Here is an 18328-nt window from a genome sequence, read left to right as displayed (position 1 = left end):
CCCCGGCCGGACCCAGGACGATGGGCGGCCGGGGCGGGAGCTGTGACAGCGCGACTCCAGGAGGCGGGCAGACCGTCGACCTGCCTGTACGGGCACGGAAGCGGATCTTCCAGTGACCTGGACTCACTCTCCGCGCCACCAGGACAGCAGCCGGGTCCGGGCGTGGCGACGATCGTCGGGCTCCAGGGCGGGCGGTTCGGCCGCGAGTGGCCGGAGGGGGCTCGCGTAGGACTGGCGCTCACCGTCGGGCCGTACGACCGTCGTGGTGGGCGGGAAGCGTACGGGCAGCGCGGCCGGCGCACGGTGGAACGGTCCGGGGCGCCAGACCAACTCCTCGACAGGTACGGCCAGTTCGACGTCGGGGAGGCGGTCGAGGAGCTTCTCGACGGCGGCCGCCGCGATCAGCCGGGCCGGGCTCTGCGCCGGGCAGCCGTGCGGTCCCGCGCTCCACGCCAAGTGGGCGCGGTTGCCCGCCCGTTGATCGGCCGTCAGGGCCGGGTCGGTGTTGGCGGCGGCGAGACTGACGACCACCGGATCGCCCGCGCGCAGCACGGCGCCCTCGTACACGACGTCGTGCAGCGGGTAGTGCACGGCGTAGTTGGCGATCGGCGGGTCGGTCCACAGCACCTCGTCGAGGGCGTCCTCCACCGGCAGGCCACCGCCGGACAGATCGCCGGCGAACCGGTCGTCGGACAGCAGCAGTCGCAGGCTGTTCGCGATCAGGTTCTGCTGGGGCTCGGTGCCGGCGCCCATCAGCAGGACGAGGGTGTGGATCATCTCCTCGTCGGTGAGCCCGGCGGGGTGCGCCATCAGCCAGGACGTCATGTCCGGTCCGGGGTTGCCCCGCTTCAGCGCGACCAGGTCGAGCAGGGTACTGGTCAGCAGCTCGTTGGCCCTCGCCGCGTCCACCCCGTCGAAGATCCCGGACATGCCCTCGACCAGCCGGACCCCGTACTCGGCCGGGCAGCCGAACAGGTGGTTGAAGACGAGCAGCGGCAGAACCTGCGCGTACTCGCCGAGCAGATCCGCCGTGCCGAGCGGCGCGAAACGGTCGATGAGGGTGCCGGCGCCGCGTTCCACGTATCCGCGCAGGGTGTTCGGCTCGACGAGGGCGAGGCTGTCGGTGATCGCCCCGCGCAGCCTCTCGTGTTCCCCGCCGTCGGTGAACAGGGCGTTGGGCCGGTACATCATCATCGGCACGACCGGGCTGTCCGTCGGGACGGTGCCGTCGGCGAGGTCGCGCCAGCGACGCGGGTCCTTGGAGAAGGTCTCCGGGCTGCGCAGGACGTGCAGGGCGGCGTCGTACGAGGTGACGAGCGTGGCACGGACGCCGGGCGCCAGCTCGACCGGGGCGGTCGGTCCGGCCGCGCGCAGCCGCCCGTAGACGGCGGCGGGGTCGTCCGCGAACCCGGGCCCGTACAGGGGCTCGTACAGGGGCTCGTGCGCCGGGCAGCCCGGTGGTGGTGCGGGAGGTGATGGCTGGGAGGTCACGCGTGCTCCCGTTCGCCGCCGCGGGTCATGAGGTACTCGGCGAGGGCGATCGGCGCCTGGGTGGACGAGGCCCGGTCGCGGGCGTCGCGGCGTACGAACGTGGTCCTGCCGACCGCGAAGTGGCCCACGACCAGCGGTGCGACGGCGGTCCGCACACCGGGGTCGAGGTGGGCGTCGTCAGAGGCGGGCGCGGAGCCCATCCAGTACCTCCTGGAGGATGCGGGCGTCGGAGAGGCGGGCGGCCGGGATCGGTGCGCGGGTGACGAGGTGACCACTGTCCATCAGGTCGGCGATCAGCACCTTGGTGACACTGACCGGCAGTTCCAGATGCCCGGCCATCTCTGCGACGGACAGCGCTCCGGGCCGGCACAGCTCCATCAGCCGGCGCATCTCCGGACTCAGCCCGGTCAGCGGCTGATCGTCGGCGGCGATCAGCAGGGTGACGAGGTCGAGGGTGTTGCGGGAGGGGTGGGCGCGGCCGTCCGTGACGACGTACGCCCGCACCAGCCTCCCTCCCGGGCGGCGCCTGGGCGTCATGCCGGGCTGCCGGTGTCCTGCCGGGCCGGGCTGGTCAGCTCCTTGCCGAGCCGATCGACCAGCTTGTGCATGCGGTAGGTGACCGCCTCGATGTCCACGTTCTCGCTGGTGGACACCGCGAGGTGGGCGCCCTCGCCGGCGGCGACGAGGAAGACGTACCCGTGCGCGAACTCGATCAGGGTCTGCCGCCACGGCGCGGTCGCGCTGCCGCAGAACTCGGCCGTGCTGCGGCTGATCGACTGCACCCCGGACAGGCCCGCGGCCAGTCGCTCGGCGTCGTCGCGGTCGATGTCCGCGGAGTGGGCCCGGAGCATGCCGTCGGCGGACAGCAGGATCGCGTGCCGCGCCTCCGGCACCTTCAGGACCTCGTCGAGCATCCACCCCAGCTCGTTGGTCATGGGCGCGATCATCCCTGTGTGTTCCCTTCGGATTCATGGGGGGTGTGGGTTTCGTCGGGGGTTTCGTAAGGGGGTTCGTAGGGGGTTTCGTCCGCGGTACGTGAAGGGGGTGCGGTGTCCCGTGCGGCCCGTCCGGAGCGGGTGCCGCGGGCGAAGGCGCCCATGCGCCGGGCGTTCTCCTCGGCGGACCGGCCGGCGTGCTCCTCCCCGGTTTGTTCCGCGCTCCCGTCCGTCGCCGGTACGGCCGGGGGCGGTGCGGCAGCGGGCTCGGTGCGGGGAGCGCGGCGGCGGCGCTGGGGCAGGCCACCGGCCGTCGTTGCCTCCGTGGGCCCGGTCGTACGGGCCGTACGCGGGGGCGTGCGCGCCGGTTCCCGCGGTGGCGGGAGTTCCTGGACCGGGTCGGCGTGGGTGAGCAGCGCGGCCGGTACGAACACCACGGCGCGGACGCCTCCGTACGGGGAACGGGTGTCCACGGAGACACTGAAGCCGTAGCGCGCGGCGAGGACGCCGATGACGGCGAAGCCGAACTGGGGCGGGTCGTCGAGGCGGGTCACGTCCACCGCCCGGCGGCCGGTCAGCAGCGCGGCGGCGTGCTCGGCCGCCCGGCTGTCCATGCCGACGCCCGCGTCGTCGATGACCAGGACGGCACCGTTGTGCGCCGTCTGGACGCTGACCTCGACGGTGGTGTTCGGCTGGGAGTGGCGCGCGGCGTTGTCCAGCAGTTCGGCCACGGCGAGAACGACCGGCTCGACCGCACGGCTCTCGACGGCGATGTCGGCCTGTCCGTTGATGCGGATGCGCCGGTAGTCGCGGATGCGGGAGGTCGCGCCGCGGACGACCTCGATCAGCGCGGAGGTGGCCCGTTGCCGTCCGGGCCAGGAGCCGCACAGTACGGCGATGGCCTGGGCGCGGCGGCCGAACTGGGCGTTGGTGTGGTCGATTTCGAGCAGGTCGCGCAGCACGTCGGGGTGGTCGTGCCGGTCCTGCATCTCCGAGATGGCCACCTGCTGCTCGTTGGCGAGGGCCTGGATCGAGCGCATCGACGCCTTCAGTGCGACCTTCGCGGACTGGTCGGCGCGGGCCTGCGCGTGCTCCAGCGCGCCGGCGAACCGCTCCAGGAGGCTGTCGAGGCACTTCGCGAAGTCCGTGTCGGCCAGCCGGGCGTCGAGCAGACCGGTCGGCGGGAGTGACTGACCGACCGCCGCCGGAAGAGGCTGACCGGCCGCGGGGACGGGCCGACCGGGCGCGGTGGCGGGCTGGTGCGGGGCGCTTTCGAGCGCGGGGAGGCGGACCGCGACCAGATGGCGCAGCTCCTCGTCCCGGGCCCGCAGCGCGTCCGCCAGCTCGGCACTGCGGACCCGCTGCCGTCCGGTGATCCCGCGCTGGCGCACCAGCAGCACGGTGACGGCGAGCAGCCCGACGGCCAGGCACCAGAACGCCGCCTCCGGTATCCGATCGGTCATGAAGTCCTCAATGGCATATGCAAGTTGACGGGTTGCACGACCGTAGCCGTCCCGCAAACAGGGCACTTGCCCCCGCGCGCAAGGAAGTTGCCGTGAGACGCACGGACTGTATGCACTAGGCTGACCGCGAGTAACTACCGCCCGCTGCACGGGAGTTGAGGGTGTCGTCGTTGTCCCCGGGAAGCTACATCGTGGAATCGCGGACGACCGGGGAGGTGGACCCGTGCGAGCGGGCCGACTTCTGGAGCGAGCACATCGGGTCCTACCAGTCCCGGATGAACTACCGGTACACCCGCACCGACAACTTCCGTGGCGCGACGGTCCGTCAGCGCACCGAGCGCTATCAGCTCGTCAAGTTCCGGTCGGACGAGATCGAGTACAGCCGCACCGCCCATCAGGTCCGGCAGGAACCCGACGAGGACTACCGATTACTGCTGCCGCTCAGCGGAGAGATCGTGCTGCGCCAGGACGGCCAGGAGGCCCGGCTGACACCGGGTACCGGCACCCTGGTCAGCTTCGGAGTACCCTTCGAGTGCCTCCAGGACGCCGCCACGCACGCGTTCGTCCTCACCATCCCCGCCCGCGAGGTGGACGGCCCGCTGAACCGCAAGTCGCCGTCGGCCACCGGCCTCGATCTGAGCAGAGGCCTGGGCCGCGTGGTCAACTCCATGGTCAACGACCTGCACGCGGAGCGCGACCACCTCACCGACGCCCACTTCAACGCCGTCTCCGACCGCCTCGTCGAACTGCTGTGCATGCTCGCCATCGGCGACGACCGCCCCGACGCCTCGGGCCATCTCACCGACGTGGAGACGATGGTCCGCCGCCATGTCCGCGAACACGCCGCCGATCCCGCCCTCACCGGTACGTCCATGGCCCGCGCCCTCGGCTGGTCCCTGCGCCAGATCCAGCTGGCCCTGCAGCGCGCCGGCACCACCCCCCGCGACCTCATCCGTGAGGAACGCCTGCGGCTGGTCCGCGAGCGCCTCCGGTGCGGCGACTGCGAGCACCTGACGATCACCGACCTGGCCTTCGCCTCGGGCTTCTCCTCGGCGAGCGCCCTGAGCACGGCGTTCCGGCAGCGGTACGGGGTGAGTCCGCGGGAGATGCGATACGAGGGACGGCGGCAATAACGCCGTACGACGCACATCGTTTGCCCCGGTCAACGTCCCATTTCTCAGCCTCCTGGAGATCGGCTGTGGGCGTTCGGGCGCTTTCCGGCAGGCGTCCCCTCGGCCGGTGGCAACGGCGGCGCCTGCGGGTTCCTGTTCAAGGACGCCGGGCCGACCCTGCCGGCCGAGGCCGTGCGCGCCGCGGCGGTCGGCGACTCGCTGGTGTCCCCCTCGATCACCGTACGGCTGCTCAAGCACATCACCGCGGCGCGGACACGGACACTCGCACCGGCCCCCGCCGCCCCCGCGCCCCGGCGGCCCCAGGACCCGCTGACCGACCGCGAGCCGGCCGTCGTACGCCTGGTCGCCCTTGGCCACACCAACGCCGAGATCGCCGCGTCGACCCATGTATCCCTCTCGACCGTCGAGACGCACCTCTCCAGCATCCAGCTCAACCTTCCGGCCCGGAACCGCGTCGAGATCGCCGCCTGGGCCTGGCGGACCGGCCCCGCGAGCGACCCCCCGCCTAGGCCCCGCCGTCCGCCCCACCCCTGGGTTGATGTGACTGCCGGATCAGATCATCCTTGTACATATGGTGACATTGTCGGGCGATACGGGGCGGGCGACCACGGCCGATGACGCCATGGCGGTGGTGGACGCACGCGGAATCGTGACCGGCTGGAGCGAGGGCGCGCGCCTGCTGACGGGGTACGGCGCGGGGGAGATCACCGGCCGGCCGGTGTCGGAGCTGGTGGACGGGGACTCCGACGAGGCCTGGCGGGCCCTGCACGGGAGCGGCGGCCGCGCGGTGGTGGCCGTACGGTGCTGGGACGGGCGACGCACCGAGCTGGCCCTGCGGGTGTGCCGGCTCCAGGGAGAGCGCGGGAAGCCGCACGGATACGTGATCACCGCGGCGCCGGACCAGCAGGGCCGCGAACTGGGAGAGCTGGCCTTCAGGCAGGCGTCGGTACCGATGTCGATCTTCGACACCGAGCAGCGGTATCTGCGGATCAACGACACCGCCTGCCGGATCGTGGGCGTTCAGGAGGCCGAGGTCCGCCACCGCTTCTACCCGGACACCATGGAGAACACGGACGAAAGACGCAGATTCCTGCGCCATATGCGCGAGGTGGTCGAGACCGGCCGGCCGGTCCACTACGAGAGCTGGACCCGCGCCCTTTCCGGACCACGCATGCACGCCTGGAACATCGACATGTGGCCGCTGCGCGACCCCGCCGAGCAGCTGCTCGGGGTGGCCCTCGCCGCGTTCGACAGCAGCGAGCAGTACTTGGCGCGGCAACGGCTCGCCCTGCTGAGCAAGGCCGCCGCCGGCATCGGTACGAGACTGGACGTGATCCACACCGCCCGCGAGCTGGCCCAGGTGGCGGTGCCCGAGCTGGCCGACTTCGTGAGCGTGGACCTGCTGGACTCGGTGGTCCAGGGTGAGGAACCCGCCGTCGGCCCGGTCGACGCCGACGCCGAGCTGCACCGGGTCGCCCACCACTCCCGCACCACCGAGGTGCCGGAGGCGCCCATCGATCTGGGCTCGGCGGACGTCTACCCGTCCTTCTCGCCGCCGTCCCGCGCGCTGGCCACCGGCCACGCGGTCCTCACCCAGAGCGGCGCCCCGGACATCGACGACTGGCTCACCGGGCACGGCCGCCGGGCGGCGGGGCGCCGGGCGGACCGCCGTGACTTCTCGCTGATGGCGGTACCCCTGGTGGCGCGAGGCACGACGCTGGGGGTGGCGGTCTTCGTACGGGTGCTCGCCGCCGAGAGTCCCGACCCCTTCGACCAGAACGACGTGTCACTGGCGCAGGAGCTGGCCGGCCGCGCGGCCGTCGCCGTGGACAACGCCCGCCGATACGCCAAGGAGCGCACGACCGCGCTGGCCCTGCAGCGCAGTCTGCTGCCCCAGGCGATGGCAGGGCAGGCGGCGGTCGAGTTCGCTTCCCGCTACCTTCCGGCGCGGTCGCGGGCGGGTGTCGGCGGCGACTGGTTCGATGTGATCCCGCTGTCCGGGACCCGGGTGGCGCTCGTCGTCGGCGATGTCGTCGGGCACGGCATCCACGCCTCCGTCACGATGGGCCGGCTCCGTACGGCGGTGTGGACGCTGGCCGACGTCGACCTGCCCCCGGACGAGCTGCTCACCCACCTGGACGACCTGGTCGGACATCTGGCGGCCGACGAGAACCCGACGGGCAGGGAGATCGGCGCGACCTGTCTGTACGCGGTGTACGACCCGGTGGCCGGGCGCTGCGCGCTCGCCGCCGCCGGGCACCCGCCGCCCGTCGTGCTGTTCCCGGACGGCACCGCGCGGGTCGTCGAGGTGAGCGCGGGACCGATGCTCGGCGTAGGCGGGCTCCCGTTCGAGGCCACCGAGCTGGAGCTGCCGGAAGGCTCCGTGCTCGCCCTCTACACCAACGGTCTCTTCGCGGCCCGCGACCTCGACTCGGACGCGGGAACGGCCGTGCTGTGCAGCACGCTGACGATCCCCGCCGAGAATCTGGACCACGCCTGCGAGAACGTGCTCCAGGCGCTGCTCCCGAAGCACCCCACCGACGACGTGGCTCTGTTGCTGGCCCGCACCCGCGCCCTGGACACCGACCAGGTGGCCGTCTGGGAGCTGCCCGCCGATCCGGTGGAGGTCGCCACCGCCCGGCAGTACGCCACCGAGCAGCTGACCCGCTGGGGGCTGGACGAGGTCGCCTTCGTCACCGAACTCGTCGTCAGCGAACTGGTCACCAACGCGATCCGCTACGGCGGCGCCCCCATCCAGCTCCGGCTCATCCGCGACCGTACCCTCATCTGCGAGGTCTCCGACGCCAGCAGCACCTCGCCCCATCTGCGCCGGGCCCGCACCTTCGACGAGGGCGGCCGCGGTCTGCTCCTCGTCGCCCAGCTCACCGACCGCTGGGGCAGCCGCACCACCAGCACCGGAAAGACGATCTGGGCCGAACAGGCGCTGCCGCTCGATTGATTCCGGACCCGCGGGCGCTACTGGAAGTCGCAGCCGGGGTTGGGCGCGTCCTCGGAGAACGGCGAACCGTGCGGCAGGACGTAGAGCACGTCCAGCACGACAGGGGTCGAGCCCAGGTTGCGGCCGATGTGCACATTCCCGGGGCCCGCGGGCTCGGTGATCGTGCTGCCGGCCGCGTAGACGCCGTCCTGCTCGCAGGTGGAGTCGAAGTGGCTCAGCGTTCCCCGCTTCACGAAGCCGTACAGCGGTCCGTCGTGGTAGTGCCAGCCGGTGCTCTCGCCGGGCGGGATGGTGATCTCCCGGAGGGTGTAGTCGGTGTTCCCCACGGTGGTTCGGTAGAGCACCGTCGCGGTGACACCTGGACCCGGCGGAGTCGCGTACGCGGTCCCGGCAACCAGCGACATGGCTGACACGCCGACGACCGCGGCGCCTGTCAGTCCCGCACGAAGCAGTGTGCGCAGGGCCACCGAGGCCATCGAGGCCATCGATGCCATCGATGCCATCGATGCCATCGAGAAAGCGCCCTTCACAGGCACCGACGAAGGAGCCACTCGTCCTCGTTGTACGTGTCCCGCGCCGTGGCCGACCGCTCCCGGAGCCCTGTCCTCAGCCAGCATCTTGTCCTCCCCCTTGTGAACGCAGCGGCCCGCCGACGACAAGCCCCCGCACCATCGTTGAACATCCGCGCCCCGCACGGAAGGTGCGATTCCACCCCAACCCGCACATCACGCCTCCAACTAGTGACGATGTGCCACCGGCCGTCACGACCGTGCCAACTCCGTCAGGCGGCCGCTCACTTGACTGCCGGGCATCTCACACGATTGGCTCCGGCCCAACGAAAGCCAGACAGTCGGTGCACATCATCCCGTCGACCGCCCCGACTTCACCCTCTCCCGTCCTGTTTCCGTCCTGCTCCCGTCCTGCCGCTGGGCCGCACAGCGAGGTGCCGTACCCCATGACCATGTCCCCCACACCTCATCGCTCTTCCGGATTCCCGCACGGCGTGACCCTCGTCGCCGCCCTCGCCGCCGGATGTCTGCTCGTGGCCGGCTGCTCGGGTTCGAGCGGATCGACGTCCGACGCGAGCGGCGGCTCGGCGGGGAAGGCCGGCACCGCCCGCATCAAGGTCGCTCTGATCACCCACGGCGCCCGTGGCGACGCCTTCTGGGAACTGGTGCGCAAGGGCGCCCAGGCAGCGGCCGCCAAGGACAACATCGACCTCACGTACGCGAGCGACTCCGAACCCGCGGACCAGGCGAGCCTGGTGCGGGACGCGATCCGCGACCGGGTCGACGGCATCGCGGTGACCCTGGCCAAACCGGAGGCGATGCGGAGCGCGGTCACCGCGGCCAAGGGGGCGGGCATACCGGTGGTCGGCCTCAACTCGGGGATCGACGCCTGGCGGTCCGAGGGCCTGCTGGAGTACTTCGGCCAGGACGAGAGCGTCGCGGGCCGGGCCACCGGCGACAAACTGGACGAGCTCAAGGCCAAGCACGCCCTGTGCGTCATCCACGAGCAGGGCAATGTCGCCCTGGAGGCCCGCTGCGCCGGCGTGAAGAAGGCCTTCGACGGCGAAACCGACCTGCTCTATGTGAACGGCACCGACATGAACGCGCTGACCGCCGCCGTCACGGCCAGACTGCGGCAGGACCCGAGCATCGACGAAGTCGTCATGCTGAACGCGCAGTTCGCGCTCGCCGCCGTGAAGTCGGTGAAGGAGTCGGGCAGCAAGGCCGCGGTCGCCACGTTCGACCTCAACAGCAGCCTGGTGAAGGCCGTGCAGAGCGGCGACGTGCAGTTCGCGGTGGACCAACAGCCCTATCTGCAGGGTTATCTCGCCGTGGACTCGCTCTGGCTGTACCACTCCAACGGCAACCTCAGCGGCGGCGGAACCTCTCCCGTGCTCACCGGCCCCGCGTTCGTCACCAAGGAGAACGTCGCCTCGGTCGCGAAGTTCGCGGCCAACGGAACCCGCTGACCCGCGGCGGCGACAAGGCCGCCCTGCGGCTGCCTCGCCGCCGCCGAACACAGGTGTCGCCAAGGTTTTCCGTCACTCACGGTGCGTACGGGCACTTGTACGGATAGCATCCTGCGCACCCCGTGTGCTTCGACACAACCCTCCTCTCCATCCGAGAGCCCTTCCCTCATCGCTGATCGCCCTAGGACGACGATGTCTCCACGGACCGGTGCCAGGCGCCGTCTCGGCTCCATACGTCTTTCCCTGATCCTGCTCGCGCTGGTCCCCAGCGTGACCCTCACCGCCATGTGGGGTCTGACGACGACGCAGATCTTCTCGGAGGGACTGCGGCTGCGCACGCAGACGGAGCTCAGCAGGTCGACCGGCGCCATGGGCACCGAGGCGACGCTCGCTCTGCAGCAGGAGCGCAGCCTGTCGGCCGCCTGGCTGGCCTCTCCGACCGGCTCCCGGGCCGCCCTGGACCAGCAACGGAAACGGACGGACGCGGCGGTCGCGAAACTGGTCCGCCGGTCCGAGGACTTCAAGAAGGCGCCCGCCCGCATCGGGGACCGGATGTACTCGGTCATCGCCTCGGTGGCCAGCCTGGAGTACTACCGGGGACAGGTGGACCACCCCACCGACATCACCGCCCAGCAGGCGCTGGACCAGTACACCTCGATCATCAACGACCAGATCCACGCCTTCCAGGAACTCTCCCAGGTCGACGACGGCGACCTCACCTCGCAGGCCGGTCCGCTGATCACGCTGGGAAACGCGGCCGAGCTGATCGCCCAGGAGGATGCCCAGCTCGCCCTGGCCTGGCCTTCGGGGAAGCTCGACGAGAAGGCCTGGGAACAGTTCGACCACCTGGTCGACGTACGGCGCTGGGTCTTTCAGAGCCAGCTCGTCCCCGCGCTGCACGACACCGTCAAGACGCAGGTCGAAACGATCCTGCAGAGCCGGGACTGGAAGACCCTGGAGACCGTCGAGGACCAGGTGCTCGCGGCCCGGGCGGTGCACGGCCGCATGGCCCGGACGGTCGAGCTACCCGATGCGCGCGACCGCTGGAACTCCGCGCTCGCCAGGATCTCCGGCCAGTACACGCATCTGATCCAGCAGCAGACCACTGGACTGCTGGACCGCAGTGCCGACACATCGCACGGACTGCTGATCACGGCGACCGCGCTGAGCGCCGGCGGACTCGTCGCCGTGCTGGTGTGCGTCGTGATGTCCTGGCGCATCACCCGCTCCCTCTCCCGGCGGCTGCGCGGCCTCAGGATGGCCACGCTCAGCCTGGCCGAGGAGCGGCTGCCCGACGTGGTCGCCCGGCTGGACCGGGGCGAAAAGGTCGACGTGGAGTCCGCCACGCCTCCACTGGACTACGGCGGGGACGAACTCGGCCAGGTGGCCCAGGCGTTCAACACCGCGCAGCGCACGGCGGTGCACACCGCGGTGGAGCTCGCCGACACCCGGCGCGGCTTCCAGAAGGTGATCCTGGGCATCGCCCGGCAGAGCCAGAACCTGGTCAACCTGCAGCTCAGCAAGCTGGACGCGCTGGAGCGCGAGCACCAGGACCCGGTGATCCTCAAGGGCCTGTACGAACTCGACTCCACTGCCAGCCAGTTGCGCCGCTACGAGGAGAACCTCGTCATCATCAGCGGGGAGCAGCCCCGGCGCAGCTGGACCGAACCGGTCGCGCTGATCGACATCCTGCGCAGCGCCGTCGGTGAGGTCGCCCAGTACCAGCGGGTGGAGGTGCACACCGACGACGAGGTGTACCTCACCCCGCCCGCGGTCGCCGACGTCATCCATCTGCTGGCCGAGCTCATCGACAACGCGACCGCGTACTCCCCCGCGCCCAGCCCGGTGAGCGTGCGGGCCGCGATGGTGGCCAAGGGCCTGGCCGTCGAGATCGAGGACCGGGGTCTGGGCCTCTCCGAGGAGGACTACTCGGCGTTCAACGCCCAGTTGGCGGTGGCTCCGCAGTTCGACGTGGTGGCACTCGCCGACGACCTGCGGCTCGGCATGTTCGTGGTCGCCCGGCTCGCCACCCGGCACGGCATCGCCGTCACCCTGCGCTCCTCGCCGTACGGCGGGACCACCGCGATCGTGCTGATCCCGCACGACATCGTGGTGCGCGAGATCCCCGGCTCCGCCACCATGAACACCGCAGCAGCAGAGGCAAACGCAGAGGCAGCCGCAGCAGCAGACGCAGACGCAGACATCGCGGACTCCTCGGCGCCGGTGCCGGTCGTGGCGGCGCGGAGTTCCGCCGATGACCCCACCCCCACAGCGGGCCGGCAACCCCATGAGCGTACGGAGGAGGCGCACCCCGCCTCCCGGGCCCGTACGACCGGCACCTCCGCCTCCCGGTCGCTGCCCGCCCCCGCCACCACTGCCGCCCTGCGTGACGGGCTCGCTCCGCTGCCGCGCCGGGTGCCGCAGACCAGCCTGGCCACGGAACTGCGGGAGGAAGCCGGGCCGGCCGAGGCCGACGACGGGGACCTCACCGACTTCGCCGACTTCAGCGCGGAGCGGGCCGCCTCCTCACTCGCCGGATTCCAGCGCGGCACGCTCCAGGCCCGTGACGACGAGGACGACCCCGCCCCCGGCACGTCCGGAATCCCGACCCAGCCCGCAGACCGCTCGTGGACTCCGCCCGCCGACCGCTCGTGAAGGACAGAGAAATGACACGCCCCATCCCTGCCACGCACAGCCAGCTCGACCAGCTGCTCACCGGACTGGTGGAACGGGTCGCTGATGTGAACCACGCCGTCGTGCTCTCCGAGGACGGGCTGGTCGTCAGCAAGTCCACGGCGTTCGTCCGCGACGACGCCGAGCGGCTGGCGGCGACCGCGTCCGGCCTGATGAGCCTCAGCAAGGGGGTCAGCATGGACTTCCGCGGCGGCCCCGTACGCCAGGCGCTCATCGAGATGCGCGACAGCTATCTGATCCTCACCGCCGCCGGCCCCGGCGCCCATCTCGCCGTGCTCACCAACCAGGGCGCGGACGTCGGCGTGGTGGCGTACCAGATGAACATGCTGGTGAAGAAGATCGGTGAGCACCTCAGGGCAGCACCGCGTGCGGGTATCGCGGCCGCGTCCGGCAACGGCGAGTGAGGTGAGCGAAGGCGACGCGGCCGGCCGGCTGGTACGGCCGTTCACGCTGACCGGCGGCCGCACCCGGCCCAGCCGCGCCGACTTCACCCTCATCACGTCGGTGACCGCCGTGGATCCGCAGCCCGAGGGCGCCACCCGGCCGCAGCCCGAGCACACCCGGATTCTGCGGCTGTGCGCGCGACCGGTCGTGGTGGCGGAACTCGCCGCCCAACTCGACCTCCCGGTGAGCGTGGTCGTCATCCTGCTCTGCGACCTGCTCGATGCGGGCCGGATCACCGTCCGGCAGCCGCGTCTCCTCTCCCGCACCCCGGACCTGGACCTGCTGCAGAAAGTGAGGGACGGCCTTGGCAGGCTCTGACCCCGCCGCTCGGGGGACTTCGGCACCCGACGCACCCCGCGCACCCGACGCGGTCAAGATCCTGATCGCCGGAGGCTTCGGCGTCGGCAAGACGACAATGGTCGGATCGGTCAGCGAGATCGTCCCGCTGCGCACCGAGGAACCCCTCACCTCCGCGGGGCTGAACGTCGACGACCTCGACGGTATCGAGGAGAAACGGGCCACCACCGTAGCCCTGGACTTCGGCCGCATCACCATCAGCCCGGAACTGGTCCTGTATCTCTTCGGCACCCCGGGCCAGCAACGGTTCTGGTTCATGTGGAACGACCTCGCCATCGGCGCCCTGGGCGCCGTGGTCCTCATCGACGTCCGCAGACCGGAGTCCAGCTTCGCCGCCATCGACTTCTTCGAGCGGCGCGGCATCCCCTTCGTCGTCGGCGTCAACGGCTTCCACGGGCGGCATCCGTACACACCCGAGGAGGTCCGGGACGCCCTGGCCCTGCCGGAGCGGACTCCGGTGCTGCTCTGCGACGCCCGGGAGCGCGGGTCGTGCCGGGACGTACTGATCACGCTGATCGACGAGTTGATCGCTTCGTCCCGCCGTAACTGACGTACGGATAGGGGAAGTTCGTCGGCTTTCCCGTGACCCGGGAGAGCCCGGCTGTGCGAAAGCTGTGAGTTCGCTGATTCTCACCGTCCCCTCAGCGCGGGCTCAGCGACGCCCCAGATCCGGCCCGGATCGTCGGGGCCATGAACGAAACGAACGCGGGAGGCGTCCGGCAGCGGTCGGTCGAGATCGTGGTGCCGGTCCACAACGAGCCACGTCGAGCACCAGCGGTCTGTACCGTCTGGACGCCTCCGACGTCAGCTGATCCCACCCTCCGCCCCTACAGGGGCGGGCCACCGGACCTCGCGTGCCGGTGGCCCGCTCCCCTTTGTTCGGCTTGTTCGGCCGGGCGACTCAGTCCTGGGCGACGGTGCCGAACTTCGCGGCCAGTTTGTCGAACACGGCCCGCAGTTTCGGCTCGCTGTTGGGCAGCTGCTTGTCGAAGACCTTCTTGCCGGCCGGAGTCAGCCCGTGCCCGTGATGAGAGCTCTTGCCGACGTCCAGGCCGAGGAACACGCCCACGTCTTCGGTGTCGAACATCGCGCCCTTCCAGGGGAGTTGAACGTGCTGGCCTCGGCAGTGGTGTCGTGCGCGCGCATCCACGTTATGTAGACCTGCCGCCCGCGAGCTGTCCGGCGTTGCGCCGGACCGGGTGGTGGCCGGACCTCTGATCAGCGTCTCCGACGGCACCTCCCGGGCCCGGTGACACCACCCCCCAGGTCATCCGTTCGACAGGGGGGAACAGTCATGCCGGGCCCGGAGGCCAGCGGCCCCATTGCGGAACCGCGAAGAAGATAACGGGGGACAGGCCCGCGCCGCCGTCGCGTCGACCGGATGTCCCCGTCGAGCGGGAGCCAAGGCCGCGTCGCCCGCCCGCTGGCGCCCCTTCCGCTCCCGGACACCGGGGCGTCACACCGGACGGGAAGGTTTCCGCCGTCCCCCTGTCTGCCTCCGTCCCCGTCCCCGTCCCCGCCCCCGCATATGTCTGTGCCTGTGCCCCTGCCTCGCCTTGTATCCGTCCGCCCGTACCACGGGCGTGACGCGGAAGGACGACGTACGCCGTGTCCCCGCTCCCACTCCCGCTCCCGCTCCCGCTCGACGATCTCTCCGTAGGTCTCCCCGCCCCCGTCCGCTCCCCCTCCGCCGCGCGCCTCACGCGTCTGACGCTGGCCCTGCTTCCGCTCCTGTCGATCGGGGCGTGGGCGGCGGTCGACTGGCACGCGGTGCGCGACGGTGCCGCCCGGCTGGCCGCCGCCGACCCCTGGTGGCTGCTGGCCGGGGTCTTCTTCACCTGCCTGGGCTGGGTGAGCGCCGCGTGCGTCCGGCAGGGGGCCCTGCCGGAACGGCTGCCACCGGGGCTGCTGCTCGCCTCGCAGTTCGCCGCCGGTGCCGCGAACCACATCCTTCCGGCGAGCATCGGCGCCCATGCCGTCACCCTGCGGTTCCTGCAGGGCCGCGGCGTCCCCCTGGCCCGAGCCACCGCCTCGCTCGCCCTGTACTCGCTGGTCAAGCCGCTGGCAAAGACGCTGGTGCTCATCGTCTTCCTCGTGGCCCTTCCGGACGCGCTGCGGCTCGGCGCACTCGTCCCGGACACATCGGCGTTGCTCCTGGCCGCCGGGGGCGCGGCGCTCGGTCTCGCCACCGCTCCCCTGCTCCTGATGGTGGTACGCCCGCTGCGGCGCCCGGCGCTCGGCTTCGTACGCACCGCCCTGACCGAGGCACGGCTCCTGCACACCCGCCCCAGTCGCGTCCTCGCGCTGTGGGGCGGGGCGGCCGCCACCCCACTGCTCCAGGGGAGCGTGATCGCCTCGGTCGGGTTCTCGCTCGGGCTGCCGCTGTCCTGGACGCAGGTGGTCCTCGCGCTGCTCCTCGCCAGTACCGCCGTCGGGGCGGTGCCCGCGCCCGGCGGCATCGGCCCGGTGGACGCGGCGCTGGTGTTCACCATGGTTGCGTTCGGCGCACCCATGGGCCTGGCCACGACAACCGTCATCGGCTACCGCGTCCTGACCGTCTGGCTCCCCCTGCTGCCGGGCACGCTCGTGCTCTCGGCCCTCGTCCACCGCAAGGTGCTTTGAACCCTCCCCTAGCTGAAGCAAGGGGATTCCTGGCTCACGTCGCCTGCGGACCGGCGGTCAACAGGTCTTACACGATCAACACCAGCCGGGTTGGAACCAGCCCGGTTTGGTACGGCAAAGCAAAGGAGTTGCTTGTGTCGGCTTGGCTCTCGCTCGACACGGTGTACGCGCTTGGTTCTCGCAACGCACAGCACACACCTTACCCGATCACGTGGGCGGTCTTTCGCCCTGAGGGCGAAACCTCGTTTCCTGCCCTGCTCCGCAGGAGTCCGATTCCTCCCCTGCCTGAAGGCCGGGGCATCCTCGGAGGAACCCGGTGAACCGGATGGAGGGTTCCGCCCGGTCGTGATCACGGCGCCGGACGTCCCGTCGGCCAGGTTCGCCCAGGTGCGCCCAGGGCCCGCGCAAGGTCCTGGGCGCACCTGTCTCCTGACCTGGTCTGATCAGCTCAGCGCGGTCTCAGCGAGAGGTCAGTTTCCAGAGGTGGTCGGCGGTGCCGTTGTCGCTCCACTGAAGGACCTGGGCACCGGAGGCGGTGCTCATGTTGCTGACGCCCAGCAGGAGACCGCTGTTGTAGTTGGCGATCTTGTAGAAGCCGTTGTCGGCCGGGAGGAGCTGCCAGAGGTGGTCGGCGGTGCCGTTGTCGCCCCAGATCAGGGCGGTGCCCCCGTCACCGGTGCTCATGTTGTTGATGCCGAGCAGCAGCCCGCTCGCCTGGTTGACGATTTTGTAGAGGCCCGAACCCGCCGACACCAGCGTCCAGTTCTGGTCGGTGCCGGTGGTCGAGGTCGCCTGGACGACGGAGGTGCCCTGCGCCGTGCCGGCGTTCTGGGTGTCCAGGGCGAGGCCGCTGTTCTGGTTGGTGATCTGGTAGCGCCCGGCCAGCGAGGTGGAGGTGCCGGTGGGGGTGATGACCAGGTGGTAGCCGTCGGACACGTTCATCGCGACGGGGACGGTGAGGGAACCGTTGCTGACCGTGTAGTCGGCCTCGGAGATGGTGTGCGGGGCGGAGACGGCCGTGGTACGCCCCTTGGACGGGGTGTACTCCAGCTTGACGTGCACCGTGCTGCCGAAGGCCGACAAGGAGCCGAGTCCGTTGACCGTGACGGCCGTCGAACCGGTTCCCCCGCCGAAGATGACGCTGATCTGCCTGCCGTCGCCGGTGAGCGAGGCGGCGCCGTCGATGCCGGTCTGCGCCGGGGGCGTGGTGGTGAGCATGTTCCCGGACATGTCGCCGTACCACTTGTAGAGCCAGTAGGAACCGTTGGGGGATCCGCCGGTGTCGGTCAGGGTGTCGCCGAGCGTGCCGTAGTGGTTCCAGAAGGCCAGTTCGGCGTCGCGGACGCCGGCCCGCTCGAACTTGGCGACATAGCCGACGAGCGAGCCCGGCACGCCCATCTCGCTGGGCGTCGCGTACTCCTCGATGGAGATCGGTCGCGGGCTGATGCCGAGGCTGCTCTCCAGGGAGCGGTAGGCGGAGACGTGGGCGGCGATGTTGCTGCTTCCCTGGAGTTCATGCCAGGCGATGACGTCGGGGACGGTGCCACTGGCCTTGGCGTCGGTGAGGAACTGGCTCATCCAGCTCTGGTTCCACACGGAGTAGCTGGGGCCCTGGATGGGTGTGGCGGAGTCCTTGGCCCGCACCTCCTTGTAGGTGCGCGCCCAACCCGCGTCGAAGGCACCGGCGTTGGTGGTGTCCCAGGTCCAGTCGGGCTCGTTCCACAGCTCGTACGCGCCGATGTCGGTGGCGCCGGAGGACCTGACCGAGGCGACCTGCGTGTCGACGGCCGACAGCCAGTCGCTCCAGCTCACCCACTTGTAGGGGAAGTCGGGATACCAGTCGGGCATCCGGACGACGACCTTGGCACCGGCCCTGGCGGCCTTGGGGGCGACGACCAGGGAGTCGCCGGCGGGGCTCGGCTCACCATTGGGCAGTTGGTGGCCGCCGGGAGCCATCTGGACGAAGGTGTTCGGCTTCAGCGGCTGGACGAGGCTGTCGGCCGGGGTGTTCGCGTCGGCGAGGCCGTAGAGGCTGCCCGTGGCGACATGGGTGACGGACCGCAGGGTCTGGTTGGCGTTGACGACCAGGGTCGTGGACGCCGTGGGGGCGGCCTGGGCGGGCGAGCCCGTGAGGGCGGTCGCGGCGGCGGCCAGTGCCGTCGCCAGGACGACGGCGGCGGGGCGGCCGAACGACCTTCCGCGTGGACGTTGTCGAGGACGAGAGGATCTTGAGGCAGACATGACAGCGGCTC

The 18328-nt window shown here is 70.9% G+C and carries 15 protein-coding genes and 2 pseudogenes; 9 read left to right on the top strand and 8 right to left on the bottom strand.

Translation table 11 applies throughout. The features are described 5' to 3' along the window. Positions 1-123: 123 nt before the first annotated feature. From OG747_RS34955 to OG747_RS34935, 5 genes are all read right to left on the bottom strand, one after another. Positions 124-1422: a cytochrome P450 gene (locus tag OG747_RS34955; protein WP_405885851.1), complete on the bottom strand. Its 1299-nt coding sequence runs from the start codon at positions 1420-1422 to the stop codon at positions 124-126. Between the two features lie 65 nt (positions 1423-1487). Then, a complete protein-coding gene (locus OG747_RS34950; RefSeq protein WP_405883346.1) occupies positions 1488-1691 on the bottom strand; it encodes a hypothetical protein in 204 nt (67 codons plus the stop codon). Beyond that, positions 1669-2028: a DUF742 domain-containing protein gene (locus OG747_RS34945; RefSeq protein ID WP_405883345.1), complete on the bottom strand. Its 360-nt coding sequence runs from the start codon at positions 2026-2028 to the stop codon at positions 1669-1671. Before OG747_RS34945 ends, OG747_RS34950 begins: the two co-directional genes overlap by 23 nt. Beyond that, on the bottom strand, positions 2025-2438 hold the full coding sequence (locus OG747_RS34940) for a roadblock/LC7 domain-containing protein (RefSeq protein WP_405883344.1): 414 nt from the start codon (positions 2436-2438) through the stop codon (positions 2025-2027). The genes OG747_RS34945 and OG747_RS34940 overlap by 4 nt, the downstream gene beginning before the upstream one ends. Further along, on the bottom strand, positions 2435-3889 hold the full coding sequence (locus OG747_RS34935) for an ATP-binding protein (protein WP_405883343.1): 1455 nt from the start codon (positions 3887-3889) through the stop codon (positions 2435-2437). The genes OG747_RS34940 and OG747_RS34935 overlap by 4 nt, the downstream gene beginning before the upstream one ends. Before the next feature lie 170 nt (positions 3890-4059). Here OG747_RS34935 and OG747_RS34930 point away from each other — a divergent pair, with 170 nt between their 5' ends. From OG747_RS34930 to OG747_RS34920, 3 genes and pseudogenes are all read left to right on the top strand, one after another. After that, the gene (locus OG747_RS34930; protein ID WP_405883342.1) at positions 4060-5022 is read left to right on the top strand and encodes a helix-turn-helix domain-containing protein; all 963 of its coding nucleotides are present in this window, start codon (positions 4060-4062) and stop codon (positions 5020-5022) included. Between the two features lie 114 nt (positions 5023-5136). Continuing rightward, positions 5137-5517: pseudogene (locus tag OG747_RS34925) on the top strand (response regulator transcription factor); the annotation flags it as partial. A gap of 76 nt (positions 5518-5593) precedes the next feature. Then, entirely contained in the window at positions 5594-7981 is a 2388-nt protein-coding gene (locus tag OG747_RS34920; protein ID WP_405883341.1) for a SpoIIE family protein phosphatase, read from the top strand. A 17-nt stretch (positions 7982-7998) separates the two neighbouring features. Here OG747_RS34920 and OG747_RS34915 read toward each other — a convergent pair whose 3' ends face one another. After that, the gene (locus tag OG747_RS34915; RefSeq protein WP_405885849.1) at positions 7999-8442 is read right to left on the bottom strand and encodes a cupin domain-containing protein; all 444 of its coding nucleotides are present in this window, start codon (positions 8440-8442) and stop codon (positions 7999-8001) included. 494 nt (positions 8443-8936) lie between these two features. On the opposite strand from OG747_RS34915, the gene OG747_RS34910 reads away from it, so the two are divergent. The 5 genes from OG747_RS34910 to OG747_RS34890 all read left to right on the top strand — a co-directional run bounded on the left by OG747_RS34910 (position 8937) and on the right by OG747_RS34890 (position 14004). Next, positions 8937-9959, top strand: coding sequence for a substrate-binding domain-containing protein (locus OG747_RS34910; RefSeq protein WP_405883340.1), 1023 nt, complete (start codon positions 8937-8939; stop codon positions 9957-9959). 192 nt (positions 9960-10151) lie between these two features. Then, on the top strand, positions 10152-12614 hold the full coding sequence (locus tag OG747_RS34905) for a nitrate- and nitrite sensing domain-containing protein (RefSeq protein WP_405883339.1): 2463 nt from the start codon (positions 10152-10154) through the stop codon (positions 12612-12614). Between the two features lie 11 nt (positions 12615-12625). Then, positions 12626-13057 carry a roadblock/LC7 domain-containing protein gene (locus tag OG747_RS34900; RefSeq protein WP_405883338.1) on the top strand — a complete coding sequence of 144 codons (432 nt, stop codon included), beginning with the start codon at positions 12626-12628 and terminating at the stop codon, positions 13055-13057. A gap of 1 nt (position 13058) precedes the next feature. Then, positions 13059-13415 carry a DUF742 domain-containing protein gene (locus OG747_RS34895; RefSeq protein ID WP_405883337.1) on the top strand — a complete coding sequence of 119 codons (357 nt, stop codon included), beginning with the start codon at positions 13059-13061 and terminating at the stop codon, positions 13413-13415. Continuing rightward, complete coding sequence (locus tag OG747_RS34890; protein WP_405883336.1) at positions 13402-14004, top strand: GTP-binding protein; 603 nt, start codon at positions 13402-13404, stop codon at positions 14002-14004. The genes OG747_RS34895 and OG747_RS34890 overlap by 14 nt, the downstream gene beginning before the upstream one ends. A gap of 363 nt (positions 14005-14367) precedes the next feature. On the opposite strand, the pseudogene OG747_RS34885 reads toward OG747_RS34890, so the two are convergent. Continuing rightward, positions 14368-14541: pseudogene (locus tag OG747_RS34885) on the bottom strand (transposase); the annotation flags it as partial. A gap of 521 nt (positions 14542-15062) precedes the next feature. Between OG747_RS34885 and OG747_RS34880 the strand changes: the two are divergent. Further along, on the top strand, positions 15063-16076 hold the full coding sequence (locus OG747_RS34880; RefSeq protein WP_405883335.1) for a YbhN family protein: 1014 nt from the start codon (positions 15063-15065) through the stop codon (positions 16074-16076). Between the two features lie 459 nt (positions 16077-16535). On the opposite strand, the gene OG747_RS34875 is transcribed toward OG747_RS34880, so the two are convergent. Further along, positions 16536-18317, bottom strand: a complete 1782-nt coding sequence (locus OG747_RS34875; RefSeq protein ID WP_405883334.1) for an RICIN domain-containing protein — start codon at positions 18315-18317, stop codon at positions 16536-16538. Between the last annotated feature and the right edge of the window lie 11 nt (positions 18318-18328).

It is taken from the genome of Streptomyces sp. NBC_01384, assembly GCF_045040035.1.
In the GTDB taxonomy this organism is placed as follows: domain Bacteria; phylum Actinomycetota; class Actinomycetes; order Streptomycetales; family Streptomycetaceae; genus Streptomyces.
This window is presented reverse-complemented; position numbering and strand designations above follow the sequence as displayed.